The following is a 19,034-nucleotide window of genomic DNA, read 5'->3' as shown; positions in this document are numbered from 1 at the left end:
GAGGTAGAATATGAATATACTTTTTGTATATTATGTTTCAAGTGGGGGAGTCGAGACTTTAAATCGACAAAGAAGCTCTGCTCTCAAAAAGAAAAACATTAACTGTCACTTTCTTTATTATCAAAAAGTAAGAGAGTTAGTCAATAATCATGATGCCCCTACGTTTATTACAAATGACGATAATGAAATAAAAACAATTATAAATAAAGGTAATTATAGTGCGATCATCATTACTTCGGATTATAATTCACTTCCAAAATTTAGATCTTTAGGATATCAGGGAAATATTATTTGGGAAATTCAAGGATTTGGCCCCAAACATATTGCCAGGTCAGAATTAGCGAATGCGATCCCTTATGTCACTGGGTATAGTAATGGGATTTTAAGTTCAATAACCCCACACATAATTAGCTTGCTGAATGAATTTTATCCTTCATTTCCAAAATTTATCTTCCATAATTGCTTTGATACAAGCCGATTTTTATATAGAGCGTTACCAAAAGTAGATTCACCGATTATAGCATGGACTGGACGAATAGAAGACAATAAAAACTGGAGAGAATTTTTACAAATTGGCCATCAGCTTATCAAAGTCTATAATGCTGATATAAAATTATATATGTTTGAGGACCATACGTTGTCGTCACCTACAGAAAGAGATGAATTTAATCGATTAACAAAACAATTAAATCTGCAAAATAACCTTACCATCTTTTCAAATGTGCCAAACGAACGCATGGCTGACTATTTTTCAATGATTGGCGATTCAGGTGGTTTTCTTTGTTCTACTTCTAAGGTAGAAGGTTTTGGCTATGCAATTGTTGAAGCGATGAGCTGCCGTTGTCCAGTTCTATCTTCGGATTCCGATGGAGTAAGTAGCTCCATCATCCATAATCAGACAGGGAAATTTTATTCACTTGGAAATACTTCCCAGGCGATGAATGAAGGGATAGATCTTATGGCAAATCATCAATTAAGGGAATCTATTCGAACTCAAGGCACAAAACATGTGACAACTCTTTTTACTCCTGAGCAATATAGTACTCAATTTATCAGCATGCTGAATTCACTGGGTATTAACTTTCAAGGGTAAAATGCCGTTTAATTCCACCAGGAAAGCAAATATTTATAGAGAAAACCTTTTTTTAGTGAAGGAACGATTATGCTGGAGAAGCTTAAAAAGCCCACTTTCATAGTAGGATGTACGGGTAGCGGTAAACGATTCTGGCTGAATTGATTGGCAGACATCCATACATTATTCATTGTCCCTTTGAGCTGAGAGGGGTATGGTCGTCTGAAGGGAAAGTACCGATGGCCTCATCAAAAACGTTAGATGGGAAATGCCCTGCTTAAAGGAAATGGAAGTAAAGCCAGAGCAAAGAGCCCGGCTTACATGTGATTTTTCACCGAAATGAAAAAAACAAAGGGAGTAAAAATATAAACAAGGCCTTCTTCTTTAATAAAAATCCTCATTTGGGGAACAACCTCTGTATACGCGCTGTTTCCGGATGCTAGATTTATTTGGATTTACCGTGGTTTGCCAGTGTAGCGGCCAGTTTGAAAAGAATACTAAACCGAAATGTTACTGGCCTGAAAAAGAGGATACGGAAATAGTCATATGCTGGGATTGCTTTGTTAAACAAATCCTGGAAATGATTAATTAGGACAGGTGATTTCCAGAGGGAGACGTCCGATATTTAGCAGAATATTGGTATGAAACGAATAAAGCTATTTCAGAATTTTGCTAAATCCATAGTGAAATATGTGATATATATTGAATTTGTCCTGAAGCAAAATCTGCTGGTACTGGGAGATCAGTTTTAGAGAAAACCAATATTTTCATCACCGGCAAGTGGAACAGTTAAAGTTCGGATAGTAGTAAAAATAGGTGCTGGAATTGTATTTTTGAAAACTGAAATAGTTAATATCCCAGCAAGAAGTCCACTAACCTTTGCATATCCCGTTAATAGTTCACGAACGTTTCCAGCACATTAAAAATTGTTTGGAATTTTTGTGGAAGTATCATTATTTATTTAATTTTTATATCAGTCGTATGAGGACCAGTGACTGTTTCTGGAAAAGTTATTGTCTCGTAGTTTTCACATATAATGTCGATGTCCCCTAGTATCCAAAAATAGAGAGAGGAACCAAAACCAACTTTTGGAATCCCTCTTTTTTTCAATGAATCTTTCCTCATTTTTTTTCTATCCCAAACATGACCCTTATTATTTACATTTTCATAATCATGACAGAAGTCTAAATAATAGTTTAATAGCTGAATTCTTTTAAAAAGAATAACTTAAAACGTTCAAACAAAAAATACGAGGAGAATTTGATGAAGATAATGCTTGCCACTTTTTCAAACTTCACATTTAGGCAAAGTTTGGACTTAGATGCAGCAGTTAATAATATACCTTCAATCTCTAGGATACGAGGTAGACTTACTAGGATATACCATTTTGTACATGTTATTAATCAGAATCGAGGGATTAATGGAGAGAAAGTAAATCCTTTTCTTCGCTTCTCTTGAACCGTCAAATTCATTCAGCAATTTTTATGTGTAGCCATACGTACATAATTTCTTCGGTGTATTTATAAAAAACCAATCATTATCTGGCATTAAAGCTCTACTTGCGGGAAAGTCTGTCATCGTTATTGTTGCAGGTGACATACCAGAAATAGTTAAAAACGGGGTTAAGTGTATTATATTTTAAGCTTTACATACCCACTTGTTATCTAGATGCATAAGTCAATTACTATACAGATGAAGTTTACAGAATTCTAGGTTTAAATGCACAAGAATGGGCCTTAAAGCATTGGTCTATGGAGAATTTATCAAACGGGTACTCTAATCACTAAGCTCTTTCCTTTAATTAACTAGTAAACAGCCTAATACCAGTTTGAATGAACAAACAAATGATATTCAAAAAGAGATAAGGAGAATGTTATAAAGGTCATTGTAACGGGAGGGCAGGTTTTATTGGATCTAGTCGACGAACTTATTCATAATGGGGCTAAGATACATGTTTTGGATAATTTAAATTCTGGACATTTAGATTATGTACACCCGCTTGCCGGCCTCCATACCGAGGAAATACGAAGTAAAGAGTCTAAAGAAATAATCCTGAGAGAAAAGCCAGATGTTGTATTCCATATGGCTGCTCAGGTGGAGGTAGGTCGTTCTGTTGCTGAACCCGAATATGATGCGAATGTGAATATAAATGGAACCATTAATGTACTTGAAGCCTGTAGTAAAGCTAATGTTAAGAAAGTGAATTTTTCCTCCACCTCTGCTGTTTATGTGGATTTACAGAAGGATCTAATTTCTGAAGAGGACTTCGAAGTTCCCCTTTCTTATTACGGTTTATCTAAATTAATGCTGAATCCTATATTCGTTTATTTTTTTCTTCATAGTGCCTTACACCATTGTCCGTTATGCCAACATATACGGACCTAGACAAACAGCTAAAGGAGAAGGCGGGGTAGTAGCTGTCATTTTAGACAGAATGAAAGAAAGCCTTTAAGTAGTTATGGAGACGGTGAGCAAACACGTGCATTTATATAAGTGAAAGATGTTGTGCAAGCAAATATACCTGCTGTGACCAGAGGGAACCAAGAGACCATTCATGTGAGCACTTCACACAGGACATCAGTCATTTCTAATTTTATTGAATTTATGAAAGAAACCTGCATTTTCTTGAGATATGGGGTGCACAGAAAGAATCGATGTGTAAATAAATAGGAATAAGGAAATAAAAAACCTTTGAGGTACTATGAATTTCCTTTACAATATAGGAGAATAGAACGTTTGAGGTGATCAAGTAAAAAAATGGAACAATCAATTGTAGCATCAAATCCTGTTCTCTTTATGATTGCAGTACTTTTGATAATAATGGCTTGTTATACGGCGTTGGATTTACTGACAACATTACTGACGATAAAGAGATATAAACGCCTTGTGTATATAGGGAGCAGCTGCTCTATGGGAGTGGCTATTTGGACGCTTAATTTTGTTGTCATATTCACCCTCGATAATTCAGGAATGGCAGCAAACAACTTTTCTACAATAATTTTTTCGTTAGCATTAGCCATCGCTCTCGCAGGGGTTGGGTTATTGGCCATTTCGTATAAAACACAAGTACTGCAAATCGTTTTTTGCGGTTTCATGTTTACGATGGCCATATTATCCAATTATATAATGGGAACATCTTCATTAAACCACTCTTTGAACTTTAACCCATTATCGGTCTTCAGTACGCTTTTCAGCATCTTTATTTTATTTGTAGCAGCACTTGCCATCTTATTTCATTTTAAAAAATTAAGTCAATCCTCGCTAAAACCAGTCAGTACTCTTTTGATGAGTGGGGCAATCATTGAAGGCTATTATCTTTTTATAAGGGTGTTACCGATGAACGCGAAAAATGAAGCGGGTGAATTTGTTCCACTCACTCCATTTATGCTTTATCTTACATGCTTCGTTTCATTATTCATCCTTGCCAGCTTGATAGCTTCAAGTACGATCGTGGGCCGGCGGTTAGCAAAAAGTGATAATACTGTAAGCGATATCCGTTATGCTTTAGATCAATCGGCGATCGTCGCCATCACGGATGCAAATGGGATCATTACATATGTAAACGAAAAATTCCTGGAAATATCACAATATGAAAAACATGAACTAATAGGGAAAAATCATTCCATAATCAATTCTGGTCATCATCCGAAAGAATTTTTCACTGACTTATGGCTAACGATCAGCAAAGGGAAAACATGGCATGGTGAAATATGCAATCGGGCTAAAGATGGTAATGTATATTGGGTGGATACAACTATCGTTCCTTTTATGAAAAAGGGTAAACCATATCAATATATTTCCATCCGTTCGGATATTTCCAGTCGTAAAAAAGCAGAAAATGCTTTAAAGGAGTCAATTAAAGAACTGGAAGATATGCATTATGCAATCAACCAGTCCTTGATTGTGGCGATTACCGATGATAAAGGAATCATTATCGAAGTGAATGAAAAGTTCTCGGAGGTTTCTGGTTATGGGAGAGGTGAATTGATAGGCCAGACCCATAAGATCGTTAATTCTGGATACCACTCAAAGGAATTCTTTGAAAAAATGTGGAAGACCGTCCGTGAATGCAAAGTTTGGAAAGGTGAAATTAGAAACAAGACGAAAGATGGCAGTTTTTATTGGGTCGATACAACAATTGTTCCATTTTTCAGCGAAGAAGGAAAGCCATTTCAGTATTTAACAATTAGATATGACATAACCGAGCGTAAACAATCGGAAGAGATGCTCCATCGGCAGGATAAATTAGCTGCTGTCGGTCAGCTTGCTGCTGGAGTGGCACATGAAATACGCAATCCCTTGACCTCCATGAAAGGGTATACGGAATTTTTGCAATTGGATGAAACGGACGAAAATAAGCAAGAATATCTGGAAATAATCATGGAAGAAATCAATCGTGTGAATGAGATAGTTGAAGAGTTCCTACAATTGGCCAAACCACAGGCCTTGACTTTGGAGATGAAGAATCTCGTGCCAATCATTCAAAATGTTGTATCTTTGACGGAATTTGAAGCCAGGAAGAAGAACATCACGCTGTTTTCGGATTGTAATGACGAAGAGATCTTCGTTCGTTGTGATGAGAATCGATTAAAACAAGTCATATTGAACTTCATTAAAAATGGTATGGAAGCTATGCCTGACGGTGGGTTCATAAAAGTCATGACTGAAATTAAAGAGGATAAAGTGCAAATATCCATTACCGACACAGGAATTGGGATTCCGCCAGAGCAGATTAAGAGACTGGGAGAACCATTTTTCACAACGAAAAAATCTGGTATGGGTTAGGATTAATGATCAGCTTTAAAATCATAGAAAGCCATTTGGGTAATGTCTTTGTCGAGAGTGAGGTCAATAAAGGTACAGTCTTTAAAATTGTGCTCCCTATTTAGCCTAATGGGAGCAATGAAAAAATATCAACACATTGTAGAAGATGTCTGCATGGGGGAACTGGATTTGGAAAAACAAAAGCAAGTCAATATCATTAGCTTGAAGGTGTTTTACCTTTTTTCATTTTTTGCAGTAGGAAGTTTAACACCGCTTTTAAGCGTTTATTTAGCCAATGAGGCAGGTTTGTCAGGTATTGAAATAGGTACGATCATGTCCGTTGGACCGATAGTGATGATCGTTTTTCAACCTTTGTGGGGGATTGTATGTGATTGGAGCGGGAGACCGGCAAAAATACTGGCAATGACATCGTTGCTTGCTGGTGTATTCGGTTTAGGTTACTTGCTGTTCGATCACTATTTACTTATAGTGTCCGTTGCTGTCGCATTGGCTATTTTTCAAAGTGCGATAATACCAGTTTCAGATAGCATCACCCTTCAATATACAACGAAAATCAAATCGAATTATGGGAAAATCCGTTTATTCGGATCACTTGGTTACGGTGTGGCCGTTTTTGTAATGGGAAAATTATCTGAATCCTTCATGGGTCCTTCCGTGATATTTTATGCTTTTTTCTTCGGCCTTTTGATCGCGGCTAGTCTGGCTCTTCGTTTGCCCGAAGAGCCGCCTGGGGAAAAGGTGAAGCTTTTCGGTGGAATGAAAGAATTGATCACGATGAAACGATTTCTTATCTTTCTTGCTATAACGTTCTTGCTTTTTGGTCCTAATCTTGCAAATAACGTATACTACGGTTTGTTTGTAGAGGCAAGGGGAGGGACATATACAGGAATTGGCATTGCGTTCCTTTTAGCTGTATTATCGGAAATCCCCTTTATGAGAATCGCAGGTACATGGATTCATAAGATAGGCCTGCTGCCAATTACCTTATTGGCTGGAACGGCCTCATTGGTCCGCTGGGTTTTATACTTCACCGAACCAAGTTTGGCTACCGTATATGTGTCTTCGATCATTCAAGGGTTTTCACTTGGCTTATTCATTCCTGCAGCTTTACAATATATCAGGGAAGTTGTCCCTGTACGTATAACAGTAACGGCAATAACGCTTTATTCCGCCATAGGCAATGGATTGGGTAACTGGTTCAGTACCTTTAGCGGCGGAATAATCTTGGATAAATCAGGAATATATGCGGTCTATTTATTTTATGGTTTACTCACGCTGATCGGAATGCTGCTTACAATATGGCTCATGTGGTATGAAAAAAAATTAAAAGTTATGGGGAGACCCATAGGTATAATAGAAAAATGAAGGAAAATAAAGCGAGGGACCTCTTTGCCTATCATGGTGAAGAGGTCTTTCTCTATTCTATTTACAAATTTTAGAGAACGTAGGCTAAATGATCAAGCAGAATGAACATACTTTGAAAGGGCGCAGGGGTTCAGTAAAATTCCTCAGTAGACAAACTCGGTGAAAATGTATTTGTCTCCAATTTTATAAGGGTTTGTATAATTTACACGTTGATTGGAATGAAAGGCACTCGCTTTCCGCTGTTCTTTAGCCTGCCAGGTCTACCTTGGACACGCTTTTTCCTCAGAAGTCTCGAATGTTCCAATCAACTTTGTTTAAAATTTAGAGAGAACCCCTTTTGTAATCCCATTCCGCGGTAAGTTTATAAAAGATATCTTTTATGTATTGGGAATTTTAACCAAAACAATCAGTTTTTTATTTTTGGAAATAATATGATTTAATGGAAGATAGAGAATGAATGGAAGGGTGAGTGTTTTTGAGCAAACCAAAAGTGTTGGCCATTACCATCGCATCAGCTTTTATCGGCCTGTTTTTTTTATTTTGTCTTGGATGGGCGATTTTGGACCATTATGGAAAGGGAACTTCCGATAAGGAAGTGATTGAAGAAACCGCCATTAAAAAAAATGATTTTCCCGATGATTTTACGGTAGTTGCAATAGGCGATTCATTGACCCGCGGCACAGGTGATGAAACAGGGAAAGGTTACGTTGGACTTGTTATTGAAGATTTAAAGAGTGAGTACAATAGAAAACCAATCATTCATAACCTGGGAATTAATGGACAAGTGTCTAAAGAATTGGTACAGCAAGTTAGACAACCGGAAGTGAAGCGCCAAATCCAGGCTGCTGATGTTATTTTAGTTACAATCGGGGGTAACGATTTATTTCAAAAAGGCAGGACCCTGCTTGAATATGATCGTGAAGCTATTACGGTATCCCAAAAGAATTTCTTGGGAAATTTACATGAAATTTTTAAAGATATCAATAAAGTCAATGATACAGCTACCATTTTGTTGCTTGGGCTGTATAATCCGTTTATAGATTTGGATGAAGACTTTGATACGAACCGCATTGTACGGGACTGGAATAATGAAACGGCGGAAGTCGTGGCTCTTTATGAAAATGCCATTTTCGTTCCAACTTTTGATTTATTTCAATTGTCGGTAAATGAGTATTTGTATTCAGATAAATTTCACCCTAATAAGAAGGGATATCGTTTAATTGCTGATAGAGTTGCTCCTTTAATAAAATGGGAGGATGTGGAACGATGAAACAGGTGACATTGTCCGTCAGGGACTTGAAAAAAAGGATTGGCAAAAGGGAAATTATTAAAGGAATTGATTTTGAGCTGAATGAAGGGGAAGTTTTCGGCTTTTTAGGACCGAATGGAGCAGGCAAGACGACGACGATCCGCATGTTGGTCGGTTTGATTAAGCCAACCTCGGGTTCCATCCATATATGCGGGTATGATGTTCGTCAGGACTTTACAAAGGCTATGAAGCAAATGGGCTGCATCGTTGAAAATCCAGAGTTATATCCATTTTTGAGCGGGTGGGATAATTTGCTCCACTTTGCAAGAATGTTACCTGATGTTGATGAAACAAGAATGGACGAGGTTGTTGAACTCGTCGGTTTGCAAGCGAGAATTCACGATAAAGTGAAGACTTATTCATTAGGAATGAGACAGCGTTTAGGAATCGCGCAGGCCATGCTGAATAGCCCTAAACTATTGATTTTGGATGAACCGACTAACGGGCTAGATCCTGCCGGAATCCGTGAAATGCGGCAATTCATCAGAAAGTTGGCTGAAGAAGATGGTATGAGCGTTCTGGTTTCCTCACACTTGTTAGGTGAAATCCAGCAACTTTGTGACCGAGTCGCAATCATTAAAGGTGGGGAAATTATTAAAACGGATACAGTGGAGAGCTTATTATCCACGCAGGAGCGGATATTTTGGCGGGTGGAACCTATTCAAAAGGGCGCGGAAATACTTAGCAGCTTCACCGAAATTACCTTAGATCAAAAATATATCATTACAGCCTATGATGAACTCAAGACACCTGAATGGAATGCTGCTCTTAACCAAGCAGGCGTAAGGGTGCATGAAATGAATCGAAAGCTCCCGGGATTGGAAGAATTGTTTTTGCAAGTTACGGGGGGAGGTGCGGGCATTGAATAACTTGGTCCAAAATGAAATGATGAAGTTGCTGGCAAAGAAACGGTTAATCATAATCGGTCTCATCGTTGGAATTTTAGTCCTGATGTTTACATATGCCCAATACAAACAAGTGGAAGAGCAGCGGGAGAAGTTGGGAACTGATGATTGGCGTGCAGCTCTTCAGCAGCAAATCATTGATACTCAAAATCGATTGGGCTCCAATAGGATGCTCGATGAATGGCGTGAACAGCTGCAAGTTAGTCTGAAGCAGCAGCAATATTATCTCGATCATGATATCAATCCCTCAGAACCAGGCGCAGCCACTTTTACACGCATGTTTTTGGAAAATGCAATCGATTTGTTCATTCCGCTGTTAATCATGATTGTGGCTAGTGATATGGTTTCTTCCGAAAATAGTCAAGGGACAATCAAGCTTTTACTAACACGGCCAGTGGAGCGCTGGAAAATCTTATTGAGCAAATATGTAACATTATTATTATCGGTGTCGATTATCGTGGCGGTGACAGCCTTATTGTCTTACCTATTATCGGGTATCGTTTTCGGATATCAAGGTTGGGGAGCCCCTGTAATAACCGGATTTGAATTGAAGGGGGCTGACGTGGATGTCAGTCAAGTAAGGCTAGTGGAACAATGGAAATTCCTATTGATGGATTTGGGACTTGTCTGGCTGGTGGCGGTTGTTGTAGGGACCCTTTCTTTCATGCTTTCGGTACTGGTGAGAAGCACCCCTGCAGGCATGGGTATCATGCTGGCTGCATTGATTTCCGGGGCTATATTGAACAATATGGTTTCATCATGGGAATCAGCGAAATATTTCTTTATGGTGAATTTGAAATTGACCGCTTATATTAGCGGAACGGCTCCGCCAATAGAAGGGATGACTTTATTATCCTCCGTCATTACTCTGCTCGTTTGGTGGGCGCTTGCTTTAATTGTATCTTTTACAGTATTTACCCGGAGGGATGTATACTGAGAAACAGCCTATATAAATTATAAGTTGTTTCTGTTTGTTGATATAATTAATTCGGAAGTGCTGCGCCCTGAACCATGATTTTTAAAAAAAGAATTGTTTAACTGTCTAGTCAGTCCAAAGATGCTTACGGCGAGACGATTGGCAAACAGTCGGCGGAAAGGGAGCGGAATCCGAAATCAGCTGGAATGTTTTCTAGAAAAAACTGTAGCTGATCTCACACCGAATTATGTTTAGGACTAGTTTATCCTTTAAGTTTTTCACCTGTAACCCTCATTGGATGGAAGAAAATTGCGACACTCCAGCCGAGAAACTGGCTAGCCGAGACCCCACAGCCGCTTGCGGTGAGGAGGCTTGGCAGAAAGTCGGCGGAAAGGGAGCGGATTTCTGAAATCAGCCAGAATGTTTTCTAGAAAAAACTGAAGGCTGGTCTCATCCCAACTTATATGTAAGTCTAGTTTATCCTTTAAGTTTTTCACCTGTAATCCTCATTGGATGGAAGAAAATTGCGACACTCCAGCCGAATAACTGGCTAGCCGAGACACCACAGACGCTTGCGTCGAGGAGGCTTGGCAGAAAGTCGGCGGAAAGGGAGCGGATTTCTGAAATCAACTCCACCTTTTTAAAAGAAATTGTAGGCTCGCTTTCGAATTTGCCTGCAGTCTGAACAGCCTATAAAAATTATAGGTTGTTTTTTATTTTCCCGTACAGGGTATCCTTTATAAAAAAGTATGTTCAAAATAGGAGGATTATAAATGGATGATAATCATTTGAATGAAAAATTCATGCCAATGACTTCAGTTTCCAGTGGAGATGTACAGATTATAAATGAGGATATATATTGTCTGTCCGTCCAAATCGTTAATGTAATTTTTGTAGGGTCACCCAAGGATGATAAATGGGTATTGATAGATGCAGGGATGCCACTTTCAGCAGAGGTAATAAAGAATACTGCTGAAGAAATATACGGACCGCAAAAACCACCTGCTGCAATTATTTTGACACATGGACATTTCGATCACGTTGGTGCACTTATTGAGTTAATGGAGTATTGGGAGGCTCCTGTTTATGCCCACATTAAAGAAATGCCTTATTTAACGGGACAGGAAAATTATCCCGAACCGGATCCAACTGTTGAAGGGGGGATGGTCGCCAAAATCTCATCGATATTTCCGAATGAGGGAATCAACCTTGATGAAAAAGTTCAGCCATTGCCTGATGATCATAGTGTTCCCGGGCTTCGTGATTGGAAATGGGTTCACACCCCAGGCCATTCTAAAGGACATATTTCACTTTTCCGTGAAAGTGACCGGAGTTTGATTGCTGGAGATGCTTTTGTGAATGTCAGGCAAGATTCCCTATACAAGGTTATCACTCAGGAGAAAGAAATAGCAGGACCGCCGCGGTATTTAACAACCGATTGGGAGGCTGCCAAAGAATCGGTACGTCTATTGGAAAGTCTGAAGCCTGCTGTTGCCATAACGGGGCACGGGTATCCTGTTGAAGGGAAAGAACTGGAAATGGGTTTAGCGAAGCTTGCAAAGGAATTCGATTCATTAGCTAAACCGGATCATGGGAAATATGTGGATTGAAGGGTGACCGTGTTTAATGAATAATTTCTCTACAAAAGTCAAAAATAAACAAGCAACTTATGAAAAATGGAGGGATTTCCGTGACTAATTTAAGAGATATCATGACAACAGACGTTGACTGTTGCACTGCGGAGGATAATATATATGAAGCAGCAGTCAAAATGAAGAATGGTGATGTTGGTGTCATTCCTGTATTGGAGAATAACCATTTAATCGGTGTCATTACAGACAGGGATATCGTCATTCGCTGTGTTGCCGAGAAAAAGCCAAATTCGACTAGAATTACTGATGTCATCTCCACCAATCTTGTAACAGGTACGCCTGATATGTCGGTGGTGGAAGCTGAGGAGTTAATGGCTACCGAACAAATCAGAAGGCTCCCTATCATTGAGAATGAAAAGCTGATCGGTGTCGTGGCATTAGGTGATCTTGCTGTACACCAACAGACAAATTCAATGGCTGGAGATGCTTTAAGTTCAATTTCCGAAGACAGAGATCAAATTCAGCACTAAAAGCCAAAACTCTGTTAGCTTATTGCTAACAGAGTTTTGGTTTTTAAAGATACTTATTGAACCAGCCCTTGATTTCCTCAACATGTTGCAGGCGCATTTTTGGAGATCCGCTTCGCGATACCTCATGAGTTTCATTTGGGAATGAAACAAGTATGGCTTCTTTATTTTGCCGTTTTAAAGCGACAAAAAATTGCTCGCTCTGTTCAATGGGACAGCGGAAGTCCTTTTCTCCGTGAAGTAAAAGTAAAGGCGTATCCACAGTGGAAACATATTTTAATGGAGAGTGCTGCCATAGTTTTTCAGCAGAGTTAATGATATCGCCGCCAACTTCCCACTCTGTAAAATAATAGCCAATGTCGCTGACCCCATAAAAACTTAGCCAGTTACTGATACAACGCTGAGAAACAGCCGCCTTGAAGCGGTTGGTATGTCCGATGATCCAATTTACCATGAATCCTCCATAACTTCCTCCGGATACCCCTAACTCTTCATCGTCTATAAAATCATACGTAGCTAGAACGTGATCGACTCCAGCCATTAAGTCCTTATAATCCATGCCTCCATAGTCGCCACGGCAGGCGTTTACAAAGTCCTGGCCATATCCTACACTCCCTCGCGGGTTAGTGAACAATACAGTATACCCTTCATTAGCCAAGGTCTGGAATTCATGAACATAGGTATTAGCATACATCATATGCGGTCCGCCATGGATTTCTAAAATGAGCGGATATTTTTGACTACCATTAAAACCGTTCGGTCTCATGATCCAGCCGTGAATGGTAAGCCCATCGACTGATGGAAAAGTAATGGGTTCAGCCATGGACAAATGTTTATCCTTCAAAAACTCCTCATTAACAAAACTGATTTGTTCCTTATCACCATTGGTAAGGTTATAAGCAAAGAGATCGCCAGGATGAACAGGTGTACTGATGGCCACGACAGCACGGTGGCTTTCGGGATCTATAGTCAGGCCGTATATATGCTGCGGGTCAAGGATTGATGGATACATGGCTCCTTCAATGGAACCATAATATACTCCGGTATTACCATAATCACTTATTAAAAAGTAAAAACCTTGGCTATCGTTTGTCCACAAAATACCTGGGTCGACGGCTCCGATTTGGAAATCCCCTATTGCGGAATCTCCAATTTGCACGTCCCATCCGTCGGTCAAACACTTAGTCGTTTGGTCCATGATGGAATATAACCAGATATTTGAAAAGGTCGCACCGGCAAATTCTTTATTATGGCCTATGAAAGATAGATATTCGCCATTTGGAGACCATTTAGGATCTCTAAAGAAACCTGTACTATCCGTAATTTTTTCTAAAGATTTCGTATCAAGATCCATGATGAAAATATCTGAAAAAAGTTCATCATCACTTCTTTCTGCATCTCCGCTTATGAATGCAATACGTTGTCCGTCTGGAGACCACGCATTCGGAAGATGATCAATATTGTTTTCCGTCAGCAATGTGAATTCTCCCTTAAAAATGTCCGCTATTACAAGCTGCTGATATAACTGATCAAAATAGCCTCTCCCATCCCATTTGTACTTGATCCGGTCATACCTATTAACTTCTTTGGATAGATCATTTTCATTTACCGTATTAAGGTTTTCGCCTTCCTTTAACCCGGTAGAAAGCAGTAACTTGGTGGAACAAGGGGACCAAATTGGCTTTGATGCGCCGTTGACAAAATGGGTGAGCTGGCGAGCTTCCCCGCCAATGCTCCCTATAATGTGGACTTGTTTTTTTCCTGATCTATCTGATATAAAGGCGATATGCTTGCCGTCGGGGGACCAGGCTGGTGATGTATCACGATTATCCCCAAACGTCCATTGCTTTGTTTCATTCGTAATCAGGCTGAACATAAACAGATTGGAAATGTATTTTTCCGTTTTTTCATCTATTCTGGTTTGGACATAAACCGCCATGCTGCCATCCGGTGATAGCTTTGGATCGGTTACTGATTTCAAGTGAAATAAGTCTCTTGCTGTTATACCTATTTTGTTCATCCTTTTCACCCTTTCATTTCTCATAGTTATGTATTTCGCTAAAGAGAAATAAAATCCTTTAGTAAATGGTAAACGCGTCATGTTTATTTATCAAGTACGAAAGAAATGAAAATAATCCGGCCTTTTTATCAGGTCGGATTATCTGGATATATCGGCAAAAACTTACAATTACTTATGCATATGTCCTGTATGCGGACGGTGCGGCGGTATTTGGAAATTATGTTCTTCCATCATTTTATAATGTTTTTCAAAATGTGAAACCATTTTATCGGCTTCTTCTTTCGAAAGCGCGCCATACTCAACATATTTTTCGATCAATATCTTTTTGTCAGCAAGTATTTGTTTTTGGATCTTAGCGATTTCCGATTTTTGAGCATCAGTGAATTGTACACTTTCAGTCTTTGCTTTATTTTCCTGTGCAGCCGGATGATTAAGGTTGACTAAGAATAGGGAACAAGCTGTTAAACAGATGACGAAAAACTTTTTCATGAATGAACGACTCCTTCTTTCTAATGATTTTTTCTGCCTAAATGAAGAACTGTAGAACCTTTAAAAATCTGAAAGTCTCTTCCTAATGGTGAATGATAATCAATATGGAAGATTCCTTATTTCTTTATTATCATTTACAGCATTTACAGTTTTATGTAAAAAATAAGGGGGAGGTTTGTAAGAGAAAGATATGGGTATTTTAAATGTAAGTGGAATTCTTATTAATAAAAAGTCCTTTAAAAGGGAAGAAAGGGGGATTATCATGATTTGGACGATTATTGGTGTAATAATATTATTATGGGTTCTTGGTTTAGTCTTCAAAGTGGCTGCAGGCTTTATACATATCTTGCTTATCATCGCGGTCATTCTCATTTTGGTTAAGGTTTTTAAGGGAAGGAATCGAATGTAGAGGTGTATTGAATGACTGACCTGGAAAAGCTTTAAATACCAATGTAAAAGGCGGCCTGGTGAACAGGGCGCCTTTTAATTCTGGAAACTGTCAATCATAAGGAAGTGGATGGCCTAACAGCCTCTTATGAATCCATATCGCTGACTGGGTGCCATCTCCCATGGAAATGGTGACTTGTTCGGAATGGGCAACGAGGTCGCCGCCTGCCCAAACTCCTTTAATATTCGTTTCTTTAGTCCGGGGATGAACCACGACATGATTGTTTTCATTGACCTGCACACCTAATTGTAAGGCTAGGCCATTATTAAGCTTGTTCCCTTTAAACGCCGTAAATGCCTTTTCAGCTCTGACAATTTTACCAGATACTAATTCTATGCCCGTTAACTCCTGATTGGCATCGACATGAACCTCACAAACTTCCTCTTCAATTACGGGAATGTGATTTGCCGTTAACTTATCTCTATACTCATCATCAATTTTAGATTTCAAATGGTTTACGTAAATGATATCTTTTGACCAATATAATAGAGTAAGCGCCATGCCTGCACCCGTATTTCCGCCACCAAGAACAACGGTTTGCTTATCCATGATTTCATACCCATCACAGTCAGGGCATATATATGTGGATGTCCCAAGAGTTGAATAGATGTTTTTGATTGGAGGAATGTTATCGGTAATGCCAGTACCAAGAAAAATCATTTTTGCTTGATATTCCCTGTCATTTTTAGTTTGGATAAAAAACTTGTCCTGCTTTTTTTCTAGAGATGTCACTGTATCATCCATGAATTCGACACCGAATTTTTCAGCGTGCTGCCTGCCAAGGGTCCTTAATTGTTTCCCGCTTACCCCGTCTGGCCACCCAAGAATGTTATGGTATGCCTTGGCAATGGAGGAGCGGCCTTGAGCAGAATCAATGACGATAATATCATGTTTATATCTTCCTAGCTGGATGGCTGCCTGAATCCCGGCTATACCTCCACCAATAATAATGCAATCTGCTTGTTTCATGAATTCACCGCCCATAAATTTGGAATAAACCTAGTGTTATTCTATCTGTAAAAAATATACCACTAGTCGCTGGAGCTTAAACAAAAAAAAGGAGGAAGTCCGCATCTGGCAGATCTTCCTCCCTTATCTTTAGCCTATATCATTGATTCTGTATTGGGTCGAGCCATTCTTGTGCCCAATTTTGAATTTCGTTCATAACCGGTGCAAGGGCCTTGCCTTTATCAGTTAAAGAATATTCAATCCTGACCGGTGTCTCTGGATATACGTCCCTTTTAACAATACCTTCAATTTCCAAGTCCTTTAAACGTTCAGAAAGAATCCTGCCGCTTATCGGGAATGCAGATTCAATATTACAAAACCTTTGAGGGCCATTAAGTAATTGATTGACAATCAATCCAGTCCAGCGTTTACTCAAGATTTGCATTCCTTTTTCAAATCGTGGACAAAGTGTCGTATTATTCATCATATCACCTCATTATTAATATATTATAATGCATTTACCTCATATGTAACAACTTTACCGAAAATTATTTAGTTACTAGAGATGTTATAGTATAAGAAATTCATGAGCTTACTTTAAGTATCATGAAAAGGATTCCGCCTCGGATTTGCCACATTTTTAAAAAAAGCGTGCTTTTAAAAATGTGTTGTTTAGAGATACCATGTAAAATATGTTATTTTAATATTGAAGTCAAAGTTTTGCAAATGGAAGGATCCGTGGGAAAGATGAGTGAGTTACTGCAAGAGGCCGTATCCTTTATCAGGACAAGTTATCCGGAATTATTGAAAACGGAAGAGGACATAAATGGCAGGATCGAACAAATTAAAAAGGAAATTAATGAAACAGGCAGATATGAACATACATATGAAGAATTGGTTTATGGTGCTAAATTAGCTTGGCGGAATAGCAATCGTTGCATTGGGCGCTTTTTTTGGGAATCACTAAGGGTGATTGATAAAAGAATGATTCAAAGCGAAGAACAAATGGTATCGGCCCTCTTAGAGCATATCGAATATGCTACGAATAATGGGAATATCAGACCTGTGATTACAATTTTCAAACAGAAAGATCATGATCGAAAAGTGGATATTTGGAATCATCAACTTATTCGTTATGCAGGGTATGAGACGGAACATGGTGTAATCGGCGATTCAAGTTCAATCGAATTCACCAAGCGATGTATGGCATTAGGGTGGGAAGGGAAATTCGGACCTTTCGATATTTTACCCCTTGTAGTCCAAGTGAACGGAAAAACCGCTAGTTTTCATGATATACCTGAAAGCCTCGTTAAAGAGGTTCAAATCACCCACCCTGAACTGACATGGTTCGAAGATCTTAAACTAAAATGGTACGCAGTTCCAATCATATCTGGTATGAGGCTGGAAATTGGCGGTATTACTTATTCAGCTGCACCATTTAATGGGTGGTACATGGGAACGGAAATCGGTGCTAGGAATCTTGCTGATGAAGAACGCTACAATATGCTGCCGGCAATCGGTGAGAGGATGGGCCTGGATATTAAACGTGATTCGAGTTTATGGAAAGATCGAGCCCTTATCGAACTGAATGAAGCAGTCCTTCATTCGTATAAAAAACACGGAGTCAGCATTGTTGATCACCATACAGCAGCTAAGCAATTCAAGAAATTCGAAGAAAAAGAAGCCTCATATGACCGGAAAGTAACGGGGGATTGGACCTGGTTAATTCCACCGGTGTCACCAGCCACGACCCATGTTTTCCATCAGCCATATAACAATGAAATAATGAAACCTAATTTCTTTTATCAAATTCCTCCATATAAATAAAGGTTTACATGAACTGGCGGCGGGTATATATACAGTAAGCCAAATAAATAAGGGGGAAGGTAATGATGGCATTAGGAAGAAACGCGATATTACTAGGAGTCGGAGTTGCCGGAGTCTCATTTTTATCGAATAAAACGAACAGAGGAAAAGTGAAGGACATGTGGTCAAATGCAAAAGCAAAAACGGTAGGCTTTTGGAATAGGACGGCTTCAGAGCTGGATCCTGTAATTGAAAAGGCGGGTCACCCTGATCCATATGATCATGATGACAATAAAATGGTGGACGAAGGCGCCATGTACGGTGTTCACTATTATAATAATGCAAAGCATGGATAAAGCAATCAGAATCGCTTGGGAGTACCCAAGCGTCAGACTGCAGACAAACTTGTTCAGTTTGTCTGCAGTTTTTTAATTAAAAAGTTCTTTTGATTTCAGAAATCCGCACCTTTTCCGCAAGACTGTCTGCCAAGCCGTTTCAAAGCAATCGCCTGTGGTGTCTGCTAGCCAGTACTTCGGCAGGAGTGTCGCAAATTTCTTCAATCTAATGAGGGTTTCATCCATATAAAAAGTAAAAAAAATGAATGATAACCATAATTTTAAACAAACTGGAGTGGAAATCAACATCTGAAAATTGTAACCATACCCGAGGAGTTGAAGGTGTGTTTTGAATCAGGTGGTTTAGGAACATCAGTTACGTTTGCCGAACCCTTTTTGTTTACTAACTATCGCTTGGGGCTACCCAGGCGTTTTTTTTTGTAGTGGCATTTTATTTATCAATTGATAAAAGTCAGATGATTACGAAATCTGAACAAGGATTTAAGGTATTAAATTC

Annotated in this window: 16 protein-coding genes; 12 read left to right on the top strand and 4 right to left on the bottom strand. The window is 39.1% G+C overall.

Features of this window, described 5'->3' with window-relative positions; genetic code table 11:
• The first annotated feature begins 10 nt into the window (after positions 1 to 10).
• The 9 genes from AC3WLU_RS15065 to AC3WLU_RS15025 all read left to right on the top strand — a co-directional run bounded on the left by AC3WLU_RS15065 (position 11) and on the right by AC3WLU_RS15025 (position 12,474).
• Positions 11 to 1,093 (top strand): glycosyltransferase family 4 protein, encoded by a 1,083-nt coding sequence (locus AC3WLU_RS15065; protein ID WP_492597494.1) that lies wholly within the window; start codon positions 11 to 13, stop codon positions 1,091 to 1,093.
• A 1,854-nt stretch (positions 1,094 to 2,947) separates the two neighbouring features.
• Positions 2,948 to 3,457 carry an NAD-dependent epimerase/dehydratase family protein gene (locus AC3WLU_RS15060; protein ID WP_492597500.1) on the top strand — a complete coding sequence of 170 codons (510 nt, stop codon included), beginning with the start codon at positions 2,948 to 2,950 and terminating at the stop codon, positions 3,455 to 3,457.
• A 372-nt stretch (positions 3,458 to 3,829) separates the two neighbouring features.
• Entirely contained in the window at positions 3,830 to 5,857 is a 2,028-nt protein-coding gene (locus AC3WLU_RS15055; RefSeq protein ID WP_492597493.1) for a PAS domain S-box protein, read from the top strand.
• Positions 5,858 to 5,974: 117 nt separating this feature from the next.
• Entirely contained in the window at positions 5,975 to 7,222 is a 1,248-nt protein-coding gene (locus tag AC3WLU_RS15050; RefSeq protein WP_427524709.1) for an MFS transporter, read from the top strand.
• A gap of 475 nt (positions 7,223 to 7,697) precedes the next feature.
• Positions 7,698 to 8,492, top strand: coding sequence for an SGNH/GDSL hydrolase family protein (locus tag AC3WLU_RS15045; RefSeq protein ID WP_063576019.1), 795 nt, complete (start codon positions 7,698 to 7,700; stop codon positions 8,490 to 8,492).
• Positions 8,489 to 9,400 carry an ABC transporter ATP-binding protein gene (locus tag AC3WLU_RS15040; protein ID WP_098865268.1) on the top strand — a complete coding sequence of 304 codons (912 nt, stop codon included), beginning with the start codon at positions 8,489 to 8,491 and terminating at the stop codon, positions 9,398 to 9,400. The genes AC3WLU_RS15045 and AC3WLU_RS15040 overlap by 4 nt, the downstream gene beginning before the upstream one ends.
• Positions 9,393 to 10,373: an ABC transporter permease gene (locus tag AC3WLU_RS15035; protein WP_034307282.1), complete on the top strand. Its 981-nt coding sequence runs from the start codon at positions 9,393 to 9,395 to the stop codon at positions 10,371 to 10,373. The genes AC3WLU_RS15040 and AC3WLU_RS15035 overlap by 8 nt, the downstream gene beginning before the upstream one ends.
• A gap of 752 nt (positions 10,374 to 11,125) precedes the next feature.
• On the top strand, positions 11,126 to 11,962 hold the full coding sequence (locus AC3WLU_RS15030) for an MBL fold metallo-hydrolase (protein ID WP_492597492.1): 837 nt from the start codon (positions 11,126 to 11,128) through the stop codon (positions 11,960 to 11,962).
• 80 nt (positions 11,963 to 12,042) lie between these two features.
• Positions 12,043 to 12,474, top strand: coding sequence for a CBS domain-containing protein (locus AC3WLU_RS15025; protein ID WP_492597491.1), 432 nt, complete (start codon positions 12,043 to 12,045; stop codon positions 12,472 to 12,474).
• Positions 12,475 to 12,517: 43 nt separating this feature from the next.
• Here AC3WLU_RS15025 and AC3WLU_RS15020 read toward each other — a convergent pair whose 3' ends face one another.
• On the bottom strand, positions 12,518 to 14,491 hold the full coding sequence (locus tag AC3WLU_RS15020; RefSeq protein WP_268565960.1) for a S9 family peptidase: 1,974 nt from the start codon (positions 14,489 to 14,491) through the stop codon (positions 12,518 to 12,520).
• 168 nt (positions 14,492 to 14,659) lie between these two features.
• Entirely contained in the window at positions 14,660 to 14,980 is a 321-nt protein-coding gene (locus AC3WLU_RS15015; protein ID WP_048678029.1) for a YckD family protein, read from the bottom strand.
• A gap of 262 nt (positions 14,981 to 15,242) precedes the next feature.
• On the opposite strand from AC3WLU_RS15015, the gene AC3WLU_RS15010 reads away from it, so the two are divergent.
• Entirely contained in the window at positions 15,243 to 15,389 is a 147-nt protein-coding gene (locus AC3WLU_RS15010; RefSeq protein WP_106027466.1) for a lmo0937 family membrane protein, read from the top strand.
• A gap of 90 nt (positions 15,390 to 15,479) precedes the next feature.
• On the opposite strand, the gene AC3WLU_RS15005 is transcribed toward AC3WLU_RS15010, so the two are convergent.
• The gene (locus AC3WLU_RS15005) at positions 15,480 to 16,397 is read right to left on the bottom strand and encodes an NAD(P)/FAD-dependent oxidoreductase (protein WP_413001526.1); all 918 of its coding nucleotides are present in this window, start codon (positions 16,395 to 16,397) and stop codon (positions 15,480 to 15,482) included.
• A gap of 139 nt (positions 16,398 to 16,536) precedes the next feature.
• A complete protein-coding gene (gene catR, locus AC3WLU_RS15000) occupies positions 16,537 to 16,860 on the bottom strand; it encodes a catDE operon transcriptional regulator CatR (RefSeq protein ID WP_057277432.1) in 324 nt (107 codons plus the stop codon).
• Between the two features lie 263 nt (positions 16,861 to 17,123).
• On the opposite strand from catR, the gene AC3WLU_RS14995 reads away from it, so the two are divergent.
• Both AC3WLU_RS14995 and AC3WLU_RS14990 read left to right on the top strand, forming a co-directional pair.
• The gene (locus AC3WLU_RS14995) at positions 17,124 to 18,203 is read left to right on the top strand and encodes a nitric oxide synthase oxygenase (protein ID WP_492597490.1); all 1,080 of its coding nucleotides are present in this window, start codon (positions 17,124 to 17,126) and stop codon (positions 18,201 to 18,203) included.
• Between the two features lie 62 nt (positions 18,204 to 18,265).
• A complete protein-coding gene (locus AC3WLU_RS14990; protein ID WP_268565962.1) occupies positions 18,266 to 18,538 on the top strand; it encodes a YbyB family protein in 273 nt (90 codons plus the stop codon).
• Positions 18,539 to 19,034 lie beyond the last annotated feature (496 nt).

It is taken from the genome of Peribacillus sp. FW305-BF15, from assembly GCF_058783805.1.
The sequence above is the reverse complement of the archived record's forward strand: the minus strand, read 5'-3'. Positions and strand labels throughout refer to the sequence as shown.